The sequence below is a fragment of the Brevundimonas sp. NIBR10 genome, from assembly GCF_027912515.1.
Taxonomy (GTDB): Bacteria; Pseudomonadota; Alphaproteobacteria; order Caulobacterales; family Caulobacteraceae; genus Brevundimonas.
The window spans coordinates 1494584-1515285 of sequence record NZ_CP115464.1 but is presented as its reverse complement, the minus strand read 5'-3'; the positions used below and the strand labels follow the sequence as shown (position 1 = coordinate 1515285).

Below are 20702 nucleotides of genomic sequence, written 5' to 3'. Positions count from 1 at the left end.
GACGCTATCCGGTAAGGCGGCTGAGCGCGGCCTGATAGTTGGCCAGCTGTGCGGTCAGATAGGCGGGGACCGTGCCGCTATTGGCCGAGTTGTCGGTCTTGGGCGCCAGTTCGCGATAGGCGTCGCGGACAGCCTTGAGCGCGGCCTGGATCTTCTCGCCGGAGGTCTTGATCGTGGCGGCGTCGGACAGGCTGAGATTGCCCGGCAGATTGAGACCGAAGGTGCGCAGCGCGCCGTCGCCGACGTTCATGCCGATGAAGCCCGCCGACAGGCCCAGCCCCGCCAGGGCGTCGCGGCCCGTCTCGCCGGATGTCAGGATCGCCCCGGTCTTGCCGTCCTTTGCCACGATGGACAGACGCTGAAAGCCGCCGGTGGTCGTGGTGGTCTCGCCTTCCTTGCCGGTGACCGAACCGCCTTCGGAAGCGACGGTGACCTTGAGCTTGCCGCCCGAGGCGACTGAGATCTTGCGGGCCAGGGTCTGCAGCGTGTCCTTGGCCTCGATGGTGACGGGCACGGCACGGCCGCCCGCCGCCGGAGAAACATAGAAGCGGTCGCCGACGCGCACGGATGTCGCCGCGATCAGGGATTTGGAATCCGACTGGTCGATCTCGCCCTTGGGCAGGCCCAGACGGTCCAGGACGCTAGCACCGCCCGATGCCACGGCCAGGGTCAGGGGCTTGGCCTGATCGCCGTCGCCGGACCAGGTCTTCTCATACTCGACCGCGCCGGTCAGGGGATCGAGACGGGCCAGATAGCCCTTGGTCGGGTCGGTGGCCTTGGCGGCGGGGTCGCGGTCGGCGATGCCGGTGATCCAGACCTTGCCGTCGTGGACCTTGACGTCGGCGGCGCTGTCGTCGCCCGCGCCCCCGAACCAGTTCAGGCTGTCGGCCGGCGAGGCCGCGAGGTTGGTCGACAGGGCGGCGACGAAGACGTCCTTGCCTCCGGAATGGGCGACGGTGGTGGTCCCGGCCGCCAGACCTGAATCGCGGCTGGTCCCGGTCAGGACGACCTTGCCGCCCGAGACGGCGACGCCCGAGATGTCCCCCGAAATCTCGCCCAGGTCGCGCGTCGCGGCCAGGGTCGGGACGCCCGCGCCGTCCAGGGTGAACTGACGCACCACCGCCCGGCCGTTCTCGACCCCGGCGGTATAGAGGTTGGAGCCGTCGATGGTCATGGCGTCGACGCTGTCGTCGGAGGTCGTGCCGAACTGGCTGGTGCCGATGGCCTTGGCCGTTATCCCGGCGGTCGGATAGGGTTCGCCCGCCTTGAAGGCCTGGACATAGCCGTCCCAGCCGCCGACCCCGACCGAGCCCGTGATCGCCGACTGGGCACGACCGGCGATATAGACGGTGCCGTCGGCGCCGAAGCTGACCGAGGTGGCCTCGTCGGCGGCGCGGGCGCCCCGGCGCTGGGTCCAGGTCTCCTCCCCGTCCTTGTTGAAGACGGTGACGAAGCTGTCGGCGACGGTGGAGACCTCGCCTGCCTTGCCCGCATCGGTCCGGGAGGTGTTCAGGGCTCCGGTGACGGAGCCGGCGACCGCGACATTGCCGTCGGCGTCCACGGCGATGGCATAGCCCGAGGCCGATGAGGCGGCGCCCAGGGTCCGGGTCGCGACCAGGCGACCGGCGGTGTCATACTTGAACAGGGCGACGTCCTGGGTGCCCTTGATCGGCTGGGTGTCCGAACCCGAGGCCAGGTCGCCGACCAGCCACAGCGAGCCGTCGGGGCCGACGGCGCTGGCGCGGATGGTCGAGATTCCGTCGGGCAGGTCTTCCTGCGACACCCGGCCATCGACCCACTGGGTCTCTCCGACATTGCCTGAGGTGGGGGCGTCGGCGGTCCCGCCGTCGCTCTGGAACTTGAGCAGTTCGGTCTTCAGGGTCGCGGCGGCGGTGGTCTTGGTGGTGGTGACGCCGTTGACGGTCGTGCTGGTGGTCTGGGCCGGGGAGCCCGAGGTCTGGACCACATAGACGGCGTCGGAGGTCTTTGACGCCGCAAAGCCCACGGTCTCTGTCGAGGTGCCGCGGATGGCCAGGGACCATTTGTCGGGACCGGCAGGCAGGGTCACGGGCTTGCCGTTGACCTGAACGGTCTTGGGCTCGGCGACGATCTGCTGGCGGCCGATGCGGGTCTGGAAGCCGGCTGCCTCCAGCTTGCCGTTGATGAAGGTGGTGACGTTGTCGATCGTGCGGGGCGTCGCCCCCATGCCGGCCAGATCGATGGGCACGGCAGTCGTCTGGGTCCCCAGACCGACCGGGACCTTGATGGTGATGTCGAACTGGACGTCGCCCTGGAAGGCCGTGACGGGGGTGTCGAGCGAACCCTCGTGGACCGGGCCGGTGATCGAGACGGCGCTGTCGCGGGGCACGGCGGCTGTGGTCTTGGACAAGGAGGTCGAAGTGCCCTGCACCATCCGCACCCCCTCGAAACCGGCGCTGCCGACATAGGCCGAGATCTCGGCCAGACCGGCGGTGAACCGCTTGGCCAGCTGGGCAGACTCGGTCGTCGTCAGGCCGGTGGTCGCCGCGCGGTTGGTCAGGGCGTTCAGCGTCTCGAGCCCCTGATAGAGGGCGAACAGCTTCCTGTAGTCGGTGGAGGCGCCCTTCACGTCGACCTGGGCGGCGTCCTCGTTGATCAGCTTGCGGCCGCCGAGCGCCGAGCGGACCAGGGCGTCGGCCTTCGGAGGGGTCGCGGATGACGACCAGGGCGCGGTCGGCTGTGCCTTCTTGGTGATCGACGCCGTCAGGGCAGCCGAAGCCGTCGGGTCGTATGACCCGCCGTATAGTCCCAGCAGATAGCCGTTGTTGATCGACGTCACACGGACCTCCTGTGTGACAGTCTAGGGGCACAGGCGTAACGGGCTGTTAACAGAACCGGGAACCCGCGCTCGAATCATGCATTATTCGCCTCGCAGGAGAGCAAGGTTCGGTGAGCGTCAGCGCGCCGGCGATGGGGCTCTCGACACGCTGGAGCGTCACGATGAGCATTCCGTCGGTGGTTCAGTCTATCCTTGCGCTCTATGGATTTGGCGACCGCGCCCATGCGCCGCGCCGCCGCCCCGGCCCCGTGATGATCGGGGTCCACCAGCAGAAGCGATGACGACCTTAGCCCTGGAACAGGGACAGGATCATCTGCGGCGACTGGTTGGCGATCGAAAGCGACTGCGCCCCTAGCTGCTGCTGCACCTGCAAGGCCTGAAGGCGCGCGCTTTCCTTGGCCAGGTCGGCGTCGACGAGGTTGCCGATTCCGCTTTCGAGCGTGTCCGTCAGCTTGCTGACGAAGATGTTGTGGGCCTCGATCTGCTTGGCCTGGGCACCGATGGAGCCCAGCGCCGCATTCACGCGGGTGATGGAGGCGTCGAGCTTGTTCAGGGCCGTGGTGGCACCGGTCAGGGTCAGCAGGCTGTCGGCCAGACCCAGGGAAATGACCGCGCCCGAAAGGCTGAGGTTCTTTGAGCCCAGGGTCACGAACGAGGTGGCGTCGGCATTGGCCAGGAACCGGATGCCGTTGGTGATCGAGCCGTTCAGGATGTTGCCGCCGTCGAAGGCCGCGTTCTCGACCGCCGACTTGATGGAGCGAAGCAGGGCCTTGAAGTCGTCGTTCAGAAGGGACCGGGACTGGGTGCCCAGGGAGGTGTCCTTGGCGGCGACGACCTTTTCCTTGAGCTGGTTCAGCAGGTCCGAGATCGATTCACCGGCCGAGAGGGCCACGTCGGCGATCGAGGTGGCGCGGTCCAGGCTGGACCTGACCGCCGAGAGGGCCCCGACGTCGGCGCGCTGGCTCTGGGCGATGGCCCAGACCGCGGCGTTGTCCTTGGCGCCCTGGACCTTCAGGCCGGTCGAGATCCGCGACTGAACATCGCCCAATCGATTGTTGGTCGCGGTCAGGTTCTGCAGCGCGACGGCGGCTGAAGAGTTGGTCAGGACGCTGTTGGACATTGTTCGTAGCCCCGGAAGTGATTCTCCTGAGGATGGCGGCAAGTCGTGAGCGTATGGTTAACGGAAGTAAACGACGCGAAACGCCCGCTCAGGGAGGGCCCTGGCGGTTGTGTTGATCAGTTCCGGTCCCGAAAAAACCGGTGAGGTCAGGCGGAGGTGTCGATCACCGATCCGGCATTGTATTGGCGGGCCTCGGCCAGACGCAGGACCTGTTCACGGGGGAACTGGCGAACCACTTCGCCGGTCGTGCTGTTCAGGGTCTTGTAGACGAAGGTCCCAACGGTGGGCCCTTCCTCGATGACAAGCCGGTAGCTGGCGGCGGCTTCGACGTCTCTGGACGCCTCGGCGGGCACGTTCGGCGGGGGCTGTTGGGCCACGGGCGGAACGGCGGCGGGGGCGACGAGACTCAGTTTGGCATGTGATTCCATGGCTCCAGGCGCCGGGGAGGATTCGGCGCTCCCGATGAGAAGGGTGAAAAGCGGTCGGGCGGGACCGGATGGCCCCGCCCGCCGTTAGTCGTTTATCGGAACAGGCCGAGCAGGATCGACGACGAGGAGTTGGCGATCGACAGCGCCTGCACACCCAGCTGTTGCTTGGTTTGCAGAGACTGCAGCTTCGCGCTTTCCTTGGCGAGATCCGCATCGACCAGGTTGCCAATGCCGTTTTCCAGGGCGTCCGACAGCTTGCCGACGAACGTCGAGTGGGTTTCGAGCGCCTTGGAGCCGGTACCCAGGCGAGCCAGGGAGGCCGAGACTTTGTCGATCGAGGCGTTGACGAGACCCAGGGCCGTGGTGGCCAGGGTCGAGGTGCCGATGGTGGTCGTGGCCGCAACGGTCACGTTGGCGCCGCCCAGCGACAGGTTTTCACCCGCCACCTTGATGGTGGAGCCGGCCGTGTTGGACAGGGCCTTGTAGCCACCGGTGCCGGTCGAGTTGTCCAGCAGGTTCACGCCGTTGAACTTGGCGTTGGTGACGACGGTCGTGATCTGATCGCGGATCGCCTTGAAGTCTTCGTTCAGGGCGCTGCGAGCAGCGGTGGTCAGGGACTTGTCAGTCGCCGACAGGGCCTTTTCCTTCAGCTGGATGAGCAGATCGGAAACCGATTCACCCGCCGAGATCGAGACGTCGACGGCCGAAGAGCCGCGCGACAGGCTGTCCTTGACGGCGCCAAGGGCAGTGACTTCCGAACGCTGGCCTTGGGCGATAGCCCAGACAGCGCCGTTGTCTTTTGCGGAGTTGACCTTCTTGCCGGTGTTGATGCGGCTCTGGGTGGTCGCCAGCTCGTTGTTGGTGTTCTGCAGGTTCTGCAGGGCGACCATTGCGCCCGAGTTCGTGTTCACGCTGTTCAGCGCCATGACGAAAGTCCTTGTTTCAAGGTGTCCGACCGTCATTTTGACCGTCGGGAGCATTTTGCTCGGAAAGACAGGCAGCAAGGGCCGCGCCACATCGCGCCGATCGCCAGGGCGGCGTGCCAGATCGCAGTTTTGTTGATTTCGTTACGGTACTTTGCCTTAACCACGCTTCGCACCAGGCAAGACCTGCCGGGAGAGATCGGGTCGCCCGGCAAGTTCTGCCGATCGCCCGGCAAGTTCTGCCGCCGAGGCCCCGGCCCGCCCGGCCCGGCCCGGCCCGGCCCGGCGATCGAAACGGTCGGGGTGAATGCATCGACCGTTTCAACCGTTTCAACCGATTGGTCCCAAGGCCCGCCTCAGGGATAGCGGGATCGATCGAGCTCGAAATGCGGGCCGTCGCGCAGTCGAGGCCAGTCGCCGCCCCAGATGATCGGGACATCCAGCGCCAGAGCCGCCGCCTTGAAGGCCCCGGCGATGCGCGGATAGAGCGGCCAGTCCCAGCGGACCTTGCCGTCCACCAGGGCGCAGACGTCGACGGCATGGCCCGTCAGGTGGCGCGAGTTCAGGGTTCGGCTGGCCCCCGCCCGCACCAGGGCGGCCTGGCGCTCGGGCGTGCGCAGGCCCTCGGTGACCATGAAGTCGATCGGGGTGCGGGCGATGGCGGCCTCGACCACCCGGACCAGGTCGGGATGGACCCCGACCAGGCGATCGCGCGAACGGCGCGACAGGACGCTCATGACCGGCCTCCCAGGCGAAGACGCAGGTTGGCCATCAGCTCGATCAGCTGCTGGGTCGTCGGCGCGACCAGATAGATGATCAGCACCAGGGCCAGCAGCCCCATGATCCCGTCGGTGATCCGGGGCAGGGACTGGGGCGTGGCCGTGCGCACCGCCGCCGCCAGCAGGGCCCACAGGGCCGCGCTGACCGCAAAGACATAGACGCGCCGCCACAGCCACCGCCCCTCGGCCAGGGGCGGGATGTCGGGTGCCCGGACGTGGGGATCTGGGGTGACCGGCACGGCGGTCCGGGAAATCAGGGGATCGGTCATCGGTCATCCTCCAGATCGGGTTCGTTGAAGGGGCGGAGACCGGAGCGGATGCCGGTCTGGTCCCGCAGGTCCCAGAGGCCGAGCCGGCGCGGGGCCTCGAAGACCTCCGCATCCAGCAGTTCGACCTCCGGCTCGGTCGGGTCGCGGCCATACGGAAGGGCGTTCATCCGATGGCCACCAGTCGGACCAGGCCCCCGCCGCCCGCACCGCCGGCACCCGAGGCGGAGACACCGGCCCCGCCGCCGCCCCCGCCCGCGCCGACTGCACCTGTGCCGCCGTCATGGCCGGTCGTGACCGAGGCCCCGCCTCCGCCACCTCCGCCGCCTGCCCAGGAGATCTCGGGGGTCGCAGGCGCGGAGCCCGCTCCGCCTGAGGCACCCGCGCCGCCGCTGCCGCCCGAGGCCGGACGCTGGATCGCAGCCCCCTGCCCGCCTGCGCCGCCGTCGCGGGCCGTGTTCGCGGCGTCGAGACCGCCGCCCGCCCCGCCGCCGCCGGAGCCGTCGGGGCGTTGCAGGGCCTGTCCCGCCCCGGCCGTCGCGTCCGTTCGACTGTCGCCACCCGGATTGGCAGCGGAAACGCCGGGACCACCCGCACCGCCCGGACCGGAGGTCGCGTCACCGCCCGCGCCGCCTCGACCGGCCAGGGCCGTCAGGATCACCGTCGCAGTGCTGGAGATCGTGGTTGCGAGCCCGTCGGTGCCGGTCGCACCGGGGCCGGATGTGACCGGGGCCCCGCCCGTGCCGCCTGTGCCGATGACGATGGCCAAGGTGGCTCCGAGGTCTGCGGTGCTCCACTGGCCAAGGGACACACCCCCTGCCCCACCGCCACCGCCGCCGAAGCGGGGCGAGCCGCTCGCTCCCGCCGCGCCCGAGCCACCGCCGCCTGCGCCGCCCACGGCGACGGCTTCGACCCGCCGCGCCCAGGCGGGGACCGTCCAGGTTCCGCTCGTGGTCAGGACTGTGGTCTCGACCCGGCCGCCGCCGAACGGAAAGGCCACCGCGCCCGTGGCCCGGTCCACGGTCATGGCCGCGCGCCAGGTCGAACCGTCGGCGCTGACCTTCAGCGTCAGGTCGTCGTCGCCGATCAGGCCCAGTTCGGCCCGGCCGGAATAGCCGCTCTGGAACAACAGGGAGCCGACGTCGGTCGCCGTGTCCTTGTTGAAGGTCAGGCGCAGGTCGCCGTCGCCGCCGTCGGAGACCGACCGGGCGGTCCACAGGGCCTTGTTCAGTCGGGCGGCAAAGGGATTGGTAGCGTCGGCCGTGGTGTCGATCCCCAGGCGGGTCAGGGCCTGGACCGCGCCGAGCTGCTCACCCAGTGGCGACCAGCCCGAGGGCGTACGCACCACCAGCCGGGCCTGATCCGCGACCCAGACGACGAGGCCGGACGGTGCCGCGACCACGGCCCAGCCGCCGGCCTCGAACCGGATGAGGTCGTCGGCGTCGAAGGCCGACCAGACACCGCCGGTGGGACCGGCGGGCAGGATGTAGAGATCACCGTCCTCGGGATCGGCGGGCTGGGTCGTGGTCGTATCGCTGACCACCGCGCACTGGACGAGGGCGTCCAGCCGGGTCAGGGCCTCGTTGAGGGTGACGTGTTTCTGAAGCTGGCCGGCGGCCAGATAGGGAAGCCCAAGGCGGGCGCTGGTATCCATGACGATCTCCGTTGCTGTCGGAGATCAGTCTGGGGGCGCGGCGAACCTGGGCGCGTCGGAAGGGGGTCTCAACGCTGCAATCCCTTGTGCGGCAAGGGATTGGACGACTGAAGTTTGAAAGTTCGAGGCCGCCGACAAGCCGGATGAGGGTTGCGGGGAGGCCCATGGAAGGGCTCTGAAGGCCTCCCCGCTGACCGGCTCGCGGCTGTCAGGACCGCGCACGGCCGCCAAGGCGTCCGAGCGACGAACCGATCGGCCGTAGCTACGGCAAGCATCCGCCTGCAGATGACCTCAGTCGTGCAGATAGACGACGCGACGCAGGTTCCGATCGCCGCGCACGGTCTCCAGATGCCGGTCATGATCGCCCGAGGCACGGGCCGCGCTTTCAGAATCCTCGACCCAGTGGGTGGAGGCGATGTCCTTTTGCAGGGCCTTGGCGGCGAGCAACTGGCCGGGGAAGAAGGTGTCGACGACGTCGCCGGCGATCGGGACCGTGCCCGTCGCGGTGTCAACCGCCATATAGGCCGCCATCTGGGCCAGGGTCGCAGGCGAGGCCTTGGCCCGGACTGCCTGAAGGATCAGCCAGCCGCCTGTACCGACCGTATAGACGGTGCCGACCACCGGCACCCAGGTCAGCAGGGCGTCGAGACCCAGCCCAAAGGGGCCGATGCCGATCACGCGGTCGGACAGCTTCTTGACGCCCTCGACATTGGACCAGATCTTCTCGATATCCGCGATCGTGCGCCGGGCCATGATCTTTTCCTTCGTCGCGGCCAAGCTGGCGCGATGCGACAACGCCCCATACCGACCCGCGTTCAAGAAGAAAGCAAGCGCATGAGGCTGCCCGTCCCGACTGTCCGCCAGATGGCGACCGCAGCGGTGATCCTGGCGCTGGGACCGTCGCTGGTGATCGGTATCGCAGCGCTGAGCGGGATCGGGTACCGGTGGGTGGATATTCTGGCCCAGTTCACCGGGCCGGCGATGGCGGTGTGCTTGGCCGTGCTGGTCGTGACGCTGGTGGCCCGGCTGTGGATGGCGGCGGGGGTCGGCGGGGTCGTGGCCCTGGTGCTGCTGGCGGCCGGGGCACCTCAGTGGTTTCCGGCGAAAGGCCAGCCCGAGGCGGGGGCGCCGGTGGTGAGCCTGTACACGGCCAATCTGTGGGTCTGGAACCGGGATGCGGAGGCGATCCGGGCCTCGGTGGCGGACAGCGCAGCCGATGTGGTGGTGCTGATCGAGACGCCGGTGCCCATGCTGGACGATCTTGACCTCCTGTTGCCCGGTCAGCCGAACCGGGTGGTCGAGACCGGCGGGGCCTATGCGGTGGATGGGACGGTGATCGCCTCGCGCTGGCCGGTGAGGAAGATCGAGGCGCGGGGTGGGCCGAACCATGTGGCGGCCGTGGTCGAGACGCCGCTGGGGCCGGTGACGGTGTTCGCCGTCCACCTGACGCGGCCCTGGCCCTATCAGTTCCAGTGGGGGCAGATCAGCCAGGTTATGGCGCTGGAAGACTCGATGCGGGGGCTGGAAGGGCCGGTGGTGGTGGCCGGGGATTTCAACAGCGTGTCCAGCGCGCGGATCGGGCGACAGATCAAGGACGATCTGGGGCTGATCCCGGCACCGGGCTGGCCGGGGACCTGGCCTGAAGCGCTGCCCTCGCCGCTGGGGATCACGATCGACCAGGTCTATCGCAGCCCGGATCTGGCCCTGGTCGGGCGGGAACTGGGGCGGCCGACGGGGTCGGATCACCGGCCGGTGGTGACGCGGCTTACGCGGTCAGCGATGCGATGACGCGGGCCAGACGTTCGGCGTGGCCCTCGGTCGGGAAGTCGTCGGCGATCCAGCCGGCCTCGAAGGCGGCGAGCACCCGGCCGGTGTCGGGACCGGCGGGGAGGCCCGCCGCCGCGACCTGACGCCCCCCGACCGGCAGGCGCGGGATGGGCCAGGCGTCGGCGAGGTCGAGCCAGGGGGCGGCGGCGACGGAGCGGTCTGTCTGGGCGGCGGCGCGCTGGACGCGGTCGCGGAAGGTCTCGCGGCCCAGGCGGTACAGGTGGGCGCGGGCCGTGGGCGCGGTCATGTCCAGGTCGATCTCGCCGGACGCCGCCGCGACCAGGCGCAGGCGGTCGGGGTTTGACAGGCGCAGGGCCCGCGCGGTGGCCTCGACGCTTTCAGGATCGGCGGGCAGCAGGGCCGAGAGGCGCAGGACCGGGTCGGGGCTGATGGCGACCATCCGCTCGAACATCGGCAGCGGGGCGGTGTCGGGCAGGATCCGGGCCAGCACCTCGGAAGTGGCCATGGCGGCGACCGCCGGGCGGGGATCGGGGGCGCGCAGAAGTTTCAGCAGTTCGCGAGAAACCCGCTCGGCCGAGAGGCGGACCATGCCATCGGCGAGAGCCGCGCAGGCGGCGAGGCCCTCCGCGTCCGGTTCGCCCCGGCCGTACCAGGCGAAGAAACGGAAGAAGCGCAGGATGCGGAGGTAGTCCTCGCGGATGCGGGTCTCGGGGTCCCCGACGAAGACGATGCGCCCAGTGCGGGCGTCATCGACGCCGTGGCCGGTAGGGTCGAACACCTGGCCCGTGCCGTCGGCGTAGAGGGCGTTGAGGCGGAAATCGCGGCGCTGGGCGTCCTCGGACCAGTCGTCGGTGAAGGCGACGGTGGCGTTGCGGCCATCGGTCGAGACGTCGCGGCGCAGGGTTGTGATTTCATAGGGCGCGCGGCCTGAGACGGCCGTGACGGTGCCGTGGGCCAGGCCGGTGGGCACGACCTTGAGCCCCGCATCCTTCAGCGCCGCCATGGCCGCCTCGGGTTTTAGCCGGGTGGCCAGATCGATGTCGTCGACGGGCTGGCCCATCAGGCTGTTGCGCACACAGCCGCCGACGAAGCGGACGCAGCCCTCTCCGCCCGCGGCCTCCAGCGCGGCGATGACTGCGCGGGTGGCGCGGCTGGTCAGCCAGGACTGGTCGGCGACGGTCGTCATGCGGCGTTCTCGTCTGCCCTCTTATCGTCGCCGTACAGGCGGGCGTGCAGGCCCCGGACGATGCCGGCCGTCACGCCCCAGATATAGCGCTCCTGCCAGGGCATGGCCCAGTACCAGCGACGCGGGCCGGTCTCGGGGTCGTAGTGGTCGCGGCGGTGGTTGGCGACGTCCATCAGGAAGTCGAACGGCACCTCGAACACCTCGGCGACCTCGTCGGCGCTGGGCGAGAGACGCGGCGGCTCGGTCAGCCAGCCGACCACGGGGGTGATGCGAAAGCCGGTGCCGGTCTCATAGGTGTCGGCCAGGCCCAGGACCTCGACCACCGACGGCGACAGGGCGACCTCCTCGTCGGCCTCGCGCAGGGCCGCCTCGATCGCAGTCTCGCCCGCGTCGAGGCGACCGCCGGGGAAGGCGATCTGGCCGGTGTGGCTGCTGAGTGTGTCGGAGCGCCGGGTCAGAAGGACGGTCGGCCCCTCCACGCGGGCGATGATGGGGATCAGGACGGCGGCGGGACGCAGGGGTGAAATGACGGGGAAGGTCGCGACGTCGCGATCCGGGTTCAGATCGAAATCCGAGCGCACCGGGCGGCGATCCGGGTGCCAGGTCTCGACCGGATCGAGGCCGGCGGTCAGGCGCGCCTTGAGATCATGAAGGGGACCGGCCGCGCTCATTCCACACCGGCTCCGACAGGACCCAGCGGAAAGGCCTGGCCGCACGAGGTCACGGTCAGGCGGCCATCAATGACCTCGGCCATCTCGACCAGATCGTAGAAGACGGTGCGGACGATGCGGGCCTCTAGCCCCCGGCGGACATGGATGCGGGGCGCGGGTTCGCCGGTGGCGGGGTCGGTCTCGACGGTGATCGGATGGTCGGCGTCGGCCGTGACCTGATCGCCGACGTCGGTGGTGAAGACCAGGGCATCGTCCCGGCGTTCCATCGCCACGGCGCGGAACGGCAGGTCCTCGACCGTGATCCGCATCTTCTCGGCCGGGGTGACCAGATGATAGCCGTCGGGGTCGAGCCTCAGGACCGTCGAGAACAGCCGCACCAGTTCCCTGCGCCCGATCGGCGAGTTCTCATGCATCCAGGTCCCGTCGGCGCGGATGACGATGTCGATGTCGCCGCAATGGTCGGGATGCCACAGATGCACGGGCGGCAGGCCGCGACCAGGGGCCTGTTTGGCGGCGGCGGTGATCGCGCTGAGGCCTCCGGTGGGCGGGGAGTCGGTCATTGCCCTGACTTAGGCGCAGCAGGTCGCCGCGTCATCATGCGTAATGCGTCAAGCGACACTTGACGGAACCAGCGTCTCGCGCCATGTTCACGCGTGGAGATCGAAAGCATCCGTCACAAAGCCTTGCGGCGCTTCGCAGAGACTGGCGCGCCCAAGGGGCTGGCTGGAGACCTGATCCCTCGATTGCGCGGGATGCTGGCCTACCTTGCGGCTATCGCGGATGTCGAGGAGCTCAGGATTCCTCCGAACTACGGTGCTCACGTCCTGACGGGCGACCGGACGGGGACATGGGCGCTGACGGTGACGCGAAACTGGCGGATGACATTTACGGTCAACTCTGACGGCGCGATCGAAGGTCTGGATCTGGAGGATTATCACTGATGGCCATCAAGCTTCATTCCAGTTTCGCCATCCATCCCGGCCCGTGGCTCAGGGATGAGGTGGTCGAACCCAGCGGGCTGAGCGTGACGGACCTGGCGCAGCGGCTGGACGTGACGCGGCAGGCCCTGAGCGGGCTGTTGAACGGTCGCGCGGGGCTGTCTGCCGAGATGGCCATTCGCTTCGAGAAGGCGTTCGGCCTGAGCGCGGACACCCTTCTGAGGATGCAGACGGCACATGATCTGTCGAACGCACGCAGTCACCAGGACCGGATCAGGGTTGAGCCAATCGCGGCCTGAGCCATTCCAGCCTCACACCGGCCGGGCGATCCCCGTCGGCGCCGGGGCCGTCACCGGCAACCACAGCACACGGCGCGCGTCGGCGGGGCCTTCCAGGCGGACGGCCGGCGCGGGCTCGAAGCCGAAGCGGGTGAAATAGGACAGGTCGCCGACCAGCAGGATGCCCGCGACGTCGCAGCGTTTCGCATAGTCGATGCAGGCGGCGACCAGATCAGCGCCCAGACCCGCCTTGCGGTCGTCGGCGGCGACGGTGATGGGCCCGAGGAACAGCGCGGGCTGGCCCTCGATCTCGATCGACCAGAGCCGGACCGACCCGACCAGCCGATCCCCGTCTCGGGCCACGAAGCCGGCGGCCATGTGGGCGCGCTCGCGCACGCGCTCGGCGGTCTTGGCGTAACGGCCGGGACCGAAGGCGGCCATGATCAGGGCGTCCGCCTCGGCGCGGTCGCGAGGCAGCTCCGGCGTGAGGGCGAGCGTGTTGATGTTGGCGGCGGCGGACATGAGGCGCGCCTGCTAGTCGCAATGGGCGGCAGGTTCAAGGCAAGGCTTGATGACGCTCAGCCAGCTTTACTGAAATCGGGGGCCCGCTTCTGGGTGAAGGCCATGAAGGCCTCCATGGCTTCGGGGCTGGACATCTGGGAGCCGAAGGCTTCGCCCTCGCGCTGCATCAGGGCCCACAGGGCCTCGGCGTCGCGCATAAGGCGCTTGGTCTTCTTGATCGAGTTGGGCGCGCGCTGGGCCACCTTGGCGGCGAGGCCAGCGGCGACCGCGTCGACCTCGCTGGAGGGAACGCAGCGGTTGGCGATACCCCAGGCCAGGGCGGTCTTGCCGTCAATCGCCTCGCCCAGCGCGAACATTTCGAAGGCGCGCTGATGGCCGATCGCCATGGGCAGCAGCATCGAGGACGCGGCCTCGGGTGCCAGGGCCAGGTTGACGAAGGGCACCGACAGCAGGGCGTCCTCGGCGACGACCACGAGGTCGCAGTTTAGCAGAAGCGTCAGGCCGATGCCGACCGCGCGGCCTCGCACCGCCGCCACCGCCGGCTTGTCCAACTCGGCCATGGCGCGCAGGAACTGGAACACCGGCGCATCGATCATCTGGCCGCCGCCGCCCGCCTGGCTGATGGCGATGAAGTCCATGATGTCGTTGCCGGCAGAGAAGCTGTCGCCCTCGGACCGGAACAGGATGACGCGCACGGCGTCGTCGGTCCGGGCGCGGTTCGTCGCCTCGGCCAGGACCGAATACATGGCCTGGGTGATCGAGTTCTTCTTCTCGGGCCGGGCCAGGGTGACGGTCAGGACGCCGTCGGCCAGGTCTGTACGGATGGGGTCGCTCATGCGTCGGGTTCCGGGCTTCCAGGGGTTGAGGGTTGACGGCGACCCACCAGTCGACGCCGTCTGCATCACGTTCGCGTCGGACCAGACCGCGATTTTCCAGGCAGTTGAGGTGGGCCAGGCTCTCGCCCGTGGCCATGCCGAACACCCCGTCGCCGATCGGGCGGGCGAACAGGCTGGAGAAGACATCGATGGCGCGTTTGGGCGTTCGCAGGGACCGCTCAAGGCGGCGCAGGCCGGTCTCGTGCCCCCGCTTGAGCGCGTCGAGCCGGGTGTGGACGCCGGTGAAGGGCTCGCCATGGGCGGGCAGGACGAAGGTGTCCGTCGCGAGGAGGCCGCGCAGTTTGTCGAGCGACGTCAGCCAGTCGGCCAGCGGGTCCTGAAGCGGCTCGGTCGGCCAGACCGAGACGTTGGAAGAAATCCGCGGCAGTATCTGGTCGCCCGAGATGAAGACGCCGTCCGACTGACGCCACAGGCAGACATGTTCGGGGCAGTGGCCATTGCCGACCACGATCCGCCAGACGTCGTCGCCGATGGTCACATCGTCGCCTTCGCTCAGACGCTGATAACTCTGCGGCATCGGCGAGACGGCACTGCCGAAGCGGCCAAACTCCCGACGATAGCTCTCGATCCGGTCCGCGTCCCAGCCGGCGGCGCGATAGAAGGTGACGCCCTCTTCCGGTGCCGGCCGGCCGGTGTCGGCGACAAGCAGGCGGCAGGTGATGTATTCCAGCCGTGACATCAGCAGCGGTGCGCCGGTCCGCGCGCACAACCAGCCGGCCATGCCGACGTGATCGGGGTGCATGTGGGTGCAGATCACCCGCGTGATCGGCCGCCCCCCCAGCGGGCCCGCCAGCGCCGCCTCCCAGGCCTCGAGCGACGCCTGGGTGTTCAGACCGGTATCGACCAGCACCCAGCCGTCGCCGTCCTCGACCGCATAGACATTGATGTGGTTCAGCGACATCGGCAGGGGCAGCCGCATCCACAGCACGCCCGCGGCGGCCTGGACCGCCGTGCCGGGTTCAGGCGGCGTGCCGAGGGGATAGGTCAGGCCTCGGTTGCCGGAACCTGCGTCGACCGTACCGTCCTGGGTGGTGATGACTGCGCCGTCGGCCAAGTCCGTCTCCTATCGAAACGAAGCTTTAGGCCCGGGGTTCGGCGTCGTCCAGATCACGCAGGGTAAGCGGTGGCGCAAGTTTCGCCCCCGGTTCGCCAAGGTCCGCCTTGACCGCGCCACATCGCCCCGGCATGGCTCCGCCACGTCGTACCCGCTGTCCGTCTGGAGCCGCTTTCGTGTTCACTCGATTCCTTCCTGCGGCCGTCGCCGCCCTGTCGCTGACCCTCGGGTCCGTCCCGGCCCTCGCCCAGGAAAATCCCGCCGTCGCGGCCCGGACCCAGGAAGCGGTGACCAACGCGGCCCAGCAGCGGCAGGACCGCCAACAGCGCCAGAACCGCAACAGCCGGGCCCCGGCCGCGCCGACACCGGAACAGAACAAGGCAGCCGCCGACGCCCTGATCGCGGCCACCAACAGCACCTGCCAGACCACCGAGGTCGTCCTGCGCGGCCAGATCGGCGAAGGCCAGAACGCCTATGAGGTCGCCTGCGCCACCGGTCCGGGCCTGGTCCTGATCGGATCGACCCCGCCCCAGGCCGTCGACTGCATCGCCCTGTTCGGCCAGGCCGACATGGCCCGCGCCGCCGATCCAGACGCCGACGTCGGCCTGCAATGCCAGATCGAGGCCAACAAGGACGTCCTGAAGGTCGTCAAACAATATGCCGCCGAAGCCGGCGTGAACTGCACGATCGACGCCGGTTCGGCGGTCGGCAAGTCCGAGGCCGACGGCCTGGTCTATGAGGTCGGCTGCACCGGCGTGGACGGCGTCCGCATCGAAAAGGCCGCATCGGGCTGGACCCGGACGTCCTGCTTCCAGATCGCCTCGGCGGGCGGTACCTGCCGCTACACCACCCCCGCCGAACAGTCGGCCACGCTGAAGACCTGGCTGGCGTCCAGCGCAGCGGCCGCCTGCGACGTGACCCAGTCCCGTCTGATGGGTGCCAATGCCAACGGCTCTTTCTACGAAGCCAAATGCGCCGCCGGAAACGGCCTGATCGCCCGCTTCAACACCGCGATGGCCGTGCAGCAGATCTACCCTTGCGAAACCGCCCAGCTGATCGGCGGCGGCTGCAAACTGACCATCGTTCCGCCGGCCCCCGCCGCTGCGGCTCCCGCCCAGTAGGAGCGTCACGACGCCGTGACCGCCTCTGGGTTGCACCCGGGGCAATCCAGGGCCACAGTGCCTTCTTTCAGTCACGATTGGAGGCGGTCATGCGGGCTCACTGGAAACGAATTGCGGGCGTTGTCTGCGGTGCGCTGATGCTGGCGACGGCGTCGGCGGCGGCGGCACAGACTCCCGGCAATGGTCAGATCGTCGGGCCCGGCGGTCTGGCGACCGGCGCGCGCAGCTTCTCGACCAAGCTGACCGACCCTATGGCCGCGACAGTGACGGCGGTGACGCCGACCCGGCTCGATCGGCAACGCAATCGCAACGGCGTCTATACCCGCAACCCGTCGGTCAACGAGGTCGTGTCCGCAGCGCAGTCCGAGATCAACACCGCCAACGTCGACTGTCGCGTCGTCGAGGCCAGTCTGATGGGCTATAATTTCGAGCAGCAGGCCGTCTATGAGGTCTCCTGCGGGACCGGCATGGGCTATGTCGTCGGCGCTTCGTCGCCGCCCACGGTCACCGACTGCATCACCATCGCCGGCCGTGCCGACATGGCTTTGCGCGCCGATCCGGCCGCGACACCCGTGGTCTGCACCCTGAGCGCCAATCGCAACATCAGCGGCATGGTGGCCAACTATGCGCGCGAGGCCGGTGTCGGCTGCAACATCGACGAGGCCGCCATGGCCGGCACCTCGGTCGCGGGCAACGCCGTCTATGAGGTCGGGTGCAACGGGGCCGACGGCTACTGGATCGAGAAGGCCAGCGCAGGCTGGATGCTGACCCCGTGCGTCAAGGTCGCGGCCCAGAGCAACGCCTGCCGCTTCACCACCCGCGACGAACAGGCCGCCACGGTGCGGACCTGGCTGGCCGGAACCTCGGCCGCCGCCTGCGACGTGACCGACGTCCGCTACATGGGTGCCAATGCCACGGACGCTTTCTACGAAGCCAAATGCGGCGGCGGCGGGGGCTATGTGGCGCGCCTGAACAGCGCTCTGGCCGTCCAGCAAGTCCTGCCCTGCGCCCAGGCGGCGGGTATCGGCGGGGGCTGCACCCTGGCCGCCAACCGGAACTGATCGGCGCCGATCCTGCTGCGAGCCGCCTTGTCCGACAGGGCGGCTCGCCCTAGCCTTCCGCCATGCGTATCGCGACCTGGAATGTGAACTCCGTCAACGCCCGGCTGGCGACCGTTCTGGCCTGGCTGGAGGCGGCGAATCCCGACGTCGTCTGCATGCAGGAGATCAAGACGGTCGACGAGAAGTTCCCGCGCGAGGACTTCGAGCGGCTGGGCTACAATATCGAGACCCATGGCCAGAAGTCGTACAACGGCGTGGCCATCCTGTCGAAACACCCGATGTCGGACTTGCGGCGCGGCCTGCCCGGGCCTGAGGGCGCAGGGCCCGACGGCACGGACGACGATCAGGCCCGCTATATTGAGGCGGTAATCGAGGCCCCGGTACCGGTGCGGGTGGGGGCCATCTATCTGCCCAACGGCAATCCGGTCGCCACGGGCAAGTTTCCCTACAAGCTGGCATGGATGGAGCGGCTGCGGGCCCATGCCGTCGACCTGCTGGCCCATGAGGAGCCGCTGGTGCTGTGCGGGGACTACAACGTCATCCCGACGCCGGCCGATGCCAAGAACCCCCAGAACTGGGTCGGCGACGCGCTGTTCATGCCCGAGAGCCAGGCGGCGTTCCGGGCGATGAAGCACCTGGGCCTGTCCGAGGCCGGGGAACTGGGCGAACAGCCGCCGGGGACCTTCACCTTCTGGGACTATCAGGCCGGGGCCTGGCAGAGGGACAACGGCATCCGCATCGACTTCCACCTGCTGTCGCCCCAGGCCGCCGACCGGTTCCGGGGCGTGGAGACCCACCGCGACGCCCGCGACATGGACAAGCCGTCCGACCATGTGCCGGTGGTCATCGACCTGAATCTGGACGCCTGATGGAAGAGGCACTGCGGGTCATCCTGCTGGTCGGCCTGGCGGCGGCGGCTTTGACCACCGGGGCCCTGACGCTGAACTGGTGGATGGAGCCCGAGCGGCGGCTGCGCAGGGCCATGCTGAAGTCGCTGGGCGCCGTGCCCGAGGCCCTGGCCCTGTCGCCGGCGCAAGGGCGGGCCGCCGGGCTGGACTTCGACGGGGGCCAGGTGGCCGTGCTGTGGAACCGGGGGGCGATGGGGCTGGTCTATGCGTTCGATGAGGTCGAGGGCGGCGAGGTCATCGTCGACGGCCACGTCCTGGCCCGGATCCGGCGCGGGGAAGCGAGGAAGTCGCTGGACGTCATGGCCCCCGACGCCGAACAGGTCACCCTGCGGCTGATGTTCGCCGATGCCCGCCATCCCGAGTTCGAACTCAGCCTGTGGGACGCCACCCTGCCGACCCAGACGGGATCGCCGGCCGAGGCCCTGAGGCTGGGGCGGCGGTGGCTGAGCCATCTGGAGGCGTTGTTGAAGGGCTAAGCGGACGGGTGGGCATTGCTGCGCAAGGGGGAGGAGATTAGAAGGCCCCCTTCCCTTCACGTGCATTTCCCGGAGGCCGCCATGGCCCGCCTTTTCGACGCCTATGTGATCGCCGACTGGACCGCCGCCGAAGGCAAGAAGCTGGGCGAGAACTCGGTGTGGATCGGCGTGGCCAAGCGCGACGTACGGTTTCGCCTCTATACCGAGACCCACAATGTCGCCACCCGGGCCGAGGGCGAGGCGTTGCTGACTTCCATCCTGGCCGACCACAGGAAGCGCGGGGATCGGGTGCTGGTCGGGTTCGACTTCTCGCTGGGCTATCCGGTGGGGACGGCCGAGCGGCTGGGCCTGAAGGACACGCCGATCTGGTCGGCGATGTGGAAATTCGTGGCGTCCAACATCGTGGACAAGGCCGACAACACCAACAACCGCTATCAGGTCGCGGCCAAGATGAACCGGCTGATGACCGACCAGGCCTGGCCCTTCTGGGGGGCGCCGGCCAAACAGGCGCAACGCTGGCTGACCACGACCAAGCCACCCGCAGGATCGGGCGCAGACATCCCCGAGTACCGGGCCACCGAACGGACCATCAAGGGCGGCCGGCTTCAGCCCAAGTCCAACTGGCAGATGCACGGAGCGGGTGCCGTCGGCGGCCAGACCCTGGTCGGCATCCCCATGGTGCGCCGCCTGCTGGAGAGCCTGGGGCCCGCCGGGGCCGTCTGGCCCTTCGGCACCGGCTGGCGCGCGCTGGAGGCCGCCGACGTCGAGCCGCTGAACGTGCTGGTCGCCGAGGTCTGGCCCTCGATGTGGCCCACCACCCCGACCGAGGGCGAGTTCAAGGACCAGACCCAGGTGCGCACGACGGCCATGGCCTTCGCCGAGATGGACGACAAGGGCGACCTGGCCAGGGCGTTTGCCCCGCCGAAGACCGCGACGCCGGAGCTGGTGGACCAGGTCGAGCAGGAAGAGGGCTGGATCCTGGGGGTCTGAGGCAGGGCTGAGGGACCCCGATCAGGGCGAGCCGCCCCCGCCCCGGCGCTCGCGGCGGGCCTCGCGCAGGGCCCGGCGGCGGTCGGAACGGTTCGGCGCCGACCCCGATGGCGCGCCGGCCCCGGCCTTGAAAAAATTGTTGTCCGGACTGTCCGGATCGTCCGGCGCGACCGACCCGGACGCCTTGACCAGACGGGCCAGGGCCTGGGCCTCGCGCAGGAGGATGTCCATCTCGCGCCGCTCCTCGGCGGCCTCGCGCTGGGCCTGACGGGTCGTCGCCTCGTCGATCTCGCGCAGGCGGGCGCGTTCGGCCTCGGCCTCGGCCCGCTGTTCGACGGCGATGGAATGGGCCACCCGCGACCAGCGCAGGGCCTCCAGCGCCTGCCCCCGCCGGATGGCCAGGGCCATCTTGTCGGTCGCCACCCGCCGCAGGGCGTCGGGGTCCTCGAACGCGTCGTCGGGATCGGAGGGGTCCCAGACCGGCCCCTCCGGGCCGTCATCCAGGGCGTCCGCGCCGAAGACCGGAGCGTCCTGCGGCGCCGGATCGGCCTGATCCGCCCGCCGCCAGCCCCCCGCCCGCGCCCGCTCCCAGAAGGCGCTGGTCCCCACCGCGAACCGCCGACACACGCTCTCGGCCGTCTCCCCGCCCACGAAGGCGTCGCGGATCATGTCCCAGGTCTCGGACGAACGAATGCGATAGGCGTCGGTCATGCCGGGGAGTGAAGCACAGCGGTACGTCAGAAACGGTCGTGGCCACGGAGATCGTATGATGATCTGCTATGCGCCTGTCCAGATCCCCGATACCAAGAGACTCGCGTACCGTTG

24 protein-coding genes and 1 pseudogene are annotated in these 20702 nt (G+C 69.2%); 9 read left to right on the top strand and 16 right to left on the bottom strand.

Translation table 11 applies throughout. The annotated features are described in order from the left end of the window. Positions 1-4 precede the first annotated feature (4 nt). Positions 5-2818 carry a transcriptional regulator gene (locus O5K39_RS07425; RefSeq protein ID WP_271146637.1) on the bottom strand — a complete coding sequence of 938 codons (2814 nt, stop codon included), beginning with the start codon at positions 2816-2818 and terminating at the stop codon, positions 5-7. Positions 2819-2928: 110 nt separating this feature from the next. On the opposite strand from O5K39_RS07425, the gene O5K39_RS07420 reads away from it, so the two are divergent. After that, entirely contained in the window at positions 2929-3099 is a 171-nt protein-coding gene (locus O5K39_RS07420; RefSeq protein ID WP_271146636.1) for a hypothetical protein, read from the top strand. A gap of 5 nt (positions 3100-3104) precedes the next feature. Here O5K39_RS07420 and O5K39_RS07415 read toward each other — a convergent pair whose 3' ends face one another. The 8 genes from O5K39_RS07415 to O5K39_RS07380 form a co-directional block, all read right to left on the bottom strand. Continuing rightward, positions 3105-3938 carry a flagellin gene (locus tag O5K39_RS07415; protein ID WP_271146635.1) on the bottom strand — a complete coding sequence of 278 codons (834 nt, stop codon included), beginning with the start codon at positions 3936-3938 and terminating at the stop codon, positions 3105-3107. 146 nt (positions 3939-4084) lie between these two features. Further along, positions 4085-4366 (bottom strand): flagellar protein FlaG, encoded by a 282-nt coding sequence (locus O5K39_RS07410; protein ID WP_271146634.1) that lies wholly within the window; start codon positions 4364-4366, stop codon positions 4085-4087. 92 nt (positions 4367-4458) lie between these two features. Further along, positions 4459-5292 (bottom strand): flagellin, encoded by an 834-nt coding sequence (locus O5K39_RS07405; RefSeq protein ID WP_271146633.1) that lies wholly within the window; start codon positions 5290-5292, stop codon positions 4459-4461. 353 nt (positions 5293-5645) lie between these two features. Next, positions 5646-6026: a M15 family metallopeptidase gene (locus tag O5K39_RS07400; RefSeq protein ID WP_271146632.1), complete on the bottom strand. Its 381-nt coding sequence runs from the start codon at positions 6024-6026 to the stop codon at positions 5646-5648. Further along, entirely contained in the window at positions 6023-6337 is a 315-nt protein-coding gene (locus O5K39_RS07395; protein WP_271146631.1) for a hypothetical protein, read from the bottom strand. The genes O5K39_RS07400 and O5K39_RS07395 overlap by 4 nt, the downstream gene beginning before the upstream one ends. Next, positions 6334-6504 carry a hypothetical protein gene (locus tag O5K39_RS07390; protein WP_271146630.1) on the bottom strand — a complete coding sequence of 57 codons (171 nt, stop codon included), beginning with the start codon at positions 6502-6504 and terminating at the stop codon, positions 6334-6336. Before O5K39_RS07390 ends, O5K39_RS07395 begins: the two co-directional genes overlap by 4 nt. After that, complete coding sequence (locus tag O5K39_RS07385) at positions 6501-7988, bottom strand: DUF2793 domain-containing protein (RefSeq protein WP_271146629.1); 1488 nt, start codon at positions 7986-7988, stop codon at positions 6501-6503. Before O5K39_RS07385 ends, O5K39_RS07390 begins: the two co-directional genes overlap by 4 nt. A 291-nt stretch (positions 7989-8279) precedes the next feature. Continuing rightward, positions 8280-8741: a DUF4112 domain-containing protein gene (locus tag O5K39_RS07380; RefSeq protein WP_271146628.1), complete on the bottom strand. Its 462-nt coding sequence runs from the start codon at positions 8739-8741 to the stop codon at positions 8280-8282. A gap of 81 nt (positions 8742-8822) precedes the next feature. Here O5K39_RS07380 and O5K39_RS07375 point away from each other — a divergent pair, with 81 nt between their 5' ends. Then, complete coding sequence (locus tag O5K39_RS07375; protein ID WP_271146627.1) at positions 8823-9776, top strand: endonuclease/exonuclease/phosphatase family protein; 954 nt, start codon at positions 8823-8825, stop codon at positions 9774-9776. Here O5K39_RS07375 and O5K39_RS07370 read toward each other — a convergent pair. From O5K39_RS07370 to O5K39_RS07360, 3 genes are read right to left on the bottom strand one after another with little or no spacing between them, the layout of a single operon-like run. Further along, the gene (locus O5K39_RS07370) at positions 9754-10962 is read right to left on the bottom strand and encodes a CCA tRNA nucleotidyltransferase (protein ID WP_271146626.1); all 1209 of its coding nucleotides are present in this window, start codon (positions 10960-10962) and stop codon (positions 9754-9756) included. The two genes, O5K39_RS07375 and O5K39_RS07370, sit on opposite strands and share 23 nt — an antisense overlap. Beyond that, positions 10959-11633 carry a CoA pyrophosphatase gene (locus O5K39_RS07365; protein WP_271146625.1) on the bottom strand — a complete coding sequence of 225 codons (675 nt, stop codon included), beginning with the start codon at positions 11631-11633 and terminating at the stop codon, positions 10959-10961. Before O5K39_RS07365 ends, O5K39_RS07370 begins: the two co-directional genes overlap by 4 nt. Next, positions 11630-12193 carry a DUF1285 domain-containing protein gene (locus tag O5K39_RS07360; protein WP_271146624.1) on the bottom strand — a complete coding sequence of 188 codons (564 nt, stop codon included), beginning with the start codon at positions 12191-12193 and terminating at the stop codon, positions 11630-11632. Before O5K39_RS07360 ends, O5K39_RS07365 begins: the two co-directional genes overlap by 4 nt. Before the next feature lie 93 nt (positions 12194-12286). On the opposite strand from O5K39_RS07360, the gene O5K39_RS07355 reads away from it, so the two are divergent. Beyond that, the gene (locus O5K39_RS07355; protein ID WP_271146623.1) at positions 12287-12574 is read left to right on the top strand and encodes a type II toxin-antitoxin system RelE/ParE family toxin; all 288 of its coding nucleotides are present in this window, start codon (positions 12287-12289) and stop codon (positions 12572-12574) included. Then, positions 12574-12870, top strand: a complete 297-nt coding sequence (locus O5K39_RS07350) for a HigA family addiction module antitoxin (protein WP_271146622.1) — start codon at positions 12574-12576, stop codon at positions 12868-12870. Before O5K39_RS07355 ends, O5K39_RS07350 begins: the two co-directional genes overlap by 1 nt. 12 nt (positions 12871-12882) lie before the next feature. Here the strand turns inward: O5K39_RS07350 and O5K39_RS07345 are convergent, their stop codons facing one another. The 3 genes and pseudogenes from O5K39_RS07345 to O5K39_RS07335 form a co-directional block, all read right to left on the bottom strand. Then, positions 12883-13371 carry an N-acetyltransferase gene (locus O5K39_RS07345; RefSeq protein ID WP_271146621.1) on the bottom strand — a complete coding sequence of 163 codons (489 nt, stop codon included), beginning with the start codon at positions 13369-13371 and terminating at the stop codon, positions 12883-12885. A 56-nt stretch (positions 13372-13427) separates the two neighbouring features. Next, complete coding sequence (locus O5K39_RS07340) at positions 13428-14207, bottom strand: enoyl-CoA hydratase (RefSeq protein WP_271146620.1); 780 nt, start codon at positions 14205-14207, stop codon at positions 13428-13430. Between the two features lie 143 nt (positions 14208-14350). Next, a pseudogene (locus O5K39_RS07335) lies at positions 14351-15168 on the bottom strand (MBL fold metallo-hydrolase); the annotation flags it as partial. Positions 15169-15497: 329 nt separating this feature from the next. Between O5K39_RS07335 and O5K39_RS07330 the strand changes: the two are divergent. From O5K39_RS07330 to O5K39_RS07310, 5 genes are all read left to right on the top strand, one after another. Further along, positions 15498-16442 (top strand): hypothetical protein, encoded by a 945-nt coding sequence (locus O5K39_RS07330; protein WP_271146619.1) that lies wholly within the window; start codon positions 15498-15500, stop codon positions 16440-16442. A gap of 89 nt (positions 16443-16531) precedes the next feature. Continuing rightward, positions 16532-17503, top strand: a complete 972-nt coding sequence (locus tag O5K39_RS07325) for a hypothetical protein (protein WP_271146618.1) — start codon at positions 16532-16534, stop codon at positions 17501-17503. A gap of 62 nt (positions 17504-17565) precedes the next feature. Continuing rightward, positions 17566-18372, top strand: coding sequence for an exodeoxyribonuclease III (gene xth, locus O5K39_RS07320; RefSeq protein ID WP_271146617.1), 807 nt, complete (start codon positions 17566-17568; stop codon positions 18370-18372). Next, on the top strand, positions 18372-18887 hold the full coding sequence (locus O5K39_RS07315; RefSeq protein ID WP_271146616.1) for a hypothetical protein: 516 nt from the start codon (positions 18372-18374) through the stop codon (positions 18885-18887). The genes xth and O5K39_RS07315 overlap by 1 nt, the downstream gene beginning before the upstream one ends. Before the next feature lie 81 nt (positions 18888-18968). Continuing rightward, positions 18969-19877 carry a cobalamin biosynthesis protein CbiG gene (locus tag O5K39_RS07310; protein WP_271146615.1) on the top strand — a complete coding sequence of 303 codons (909 nt, stop codon included), beginning with the start codon at positions 18969-18971 and terminating at the stop codon, positions 19875-19877. Between the two features lie 21 nt (positions 19878-19898). Here the strand turns inward: O5K39_RS07310 and O5K39_RS07305 are convergent, their stop codons facing one another. Further along, complete coding sequence (locus O5K39_RS07305) at positions 19899-20588, bottom strand: hypothetical protein (protein WP_271146614.1); 690 nt, start codon at positions 20586-20588, stop codon at positions 19899-19901. Between the last annotated feature and the right edge of the window lie 114 nt (positions 20589-20702).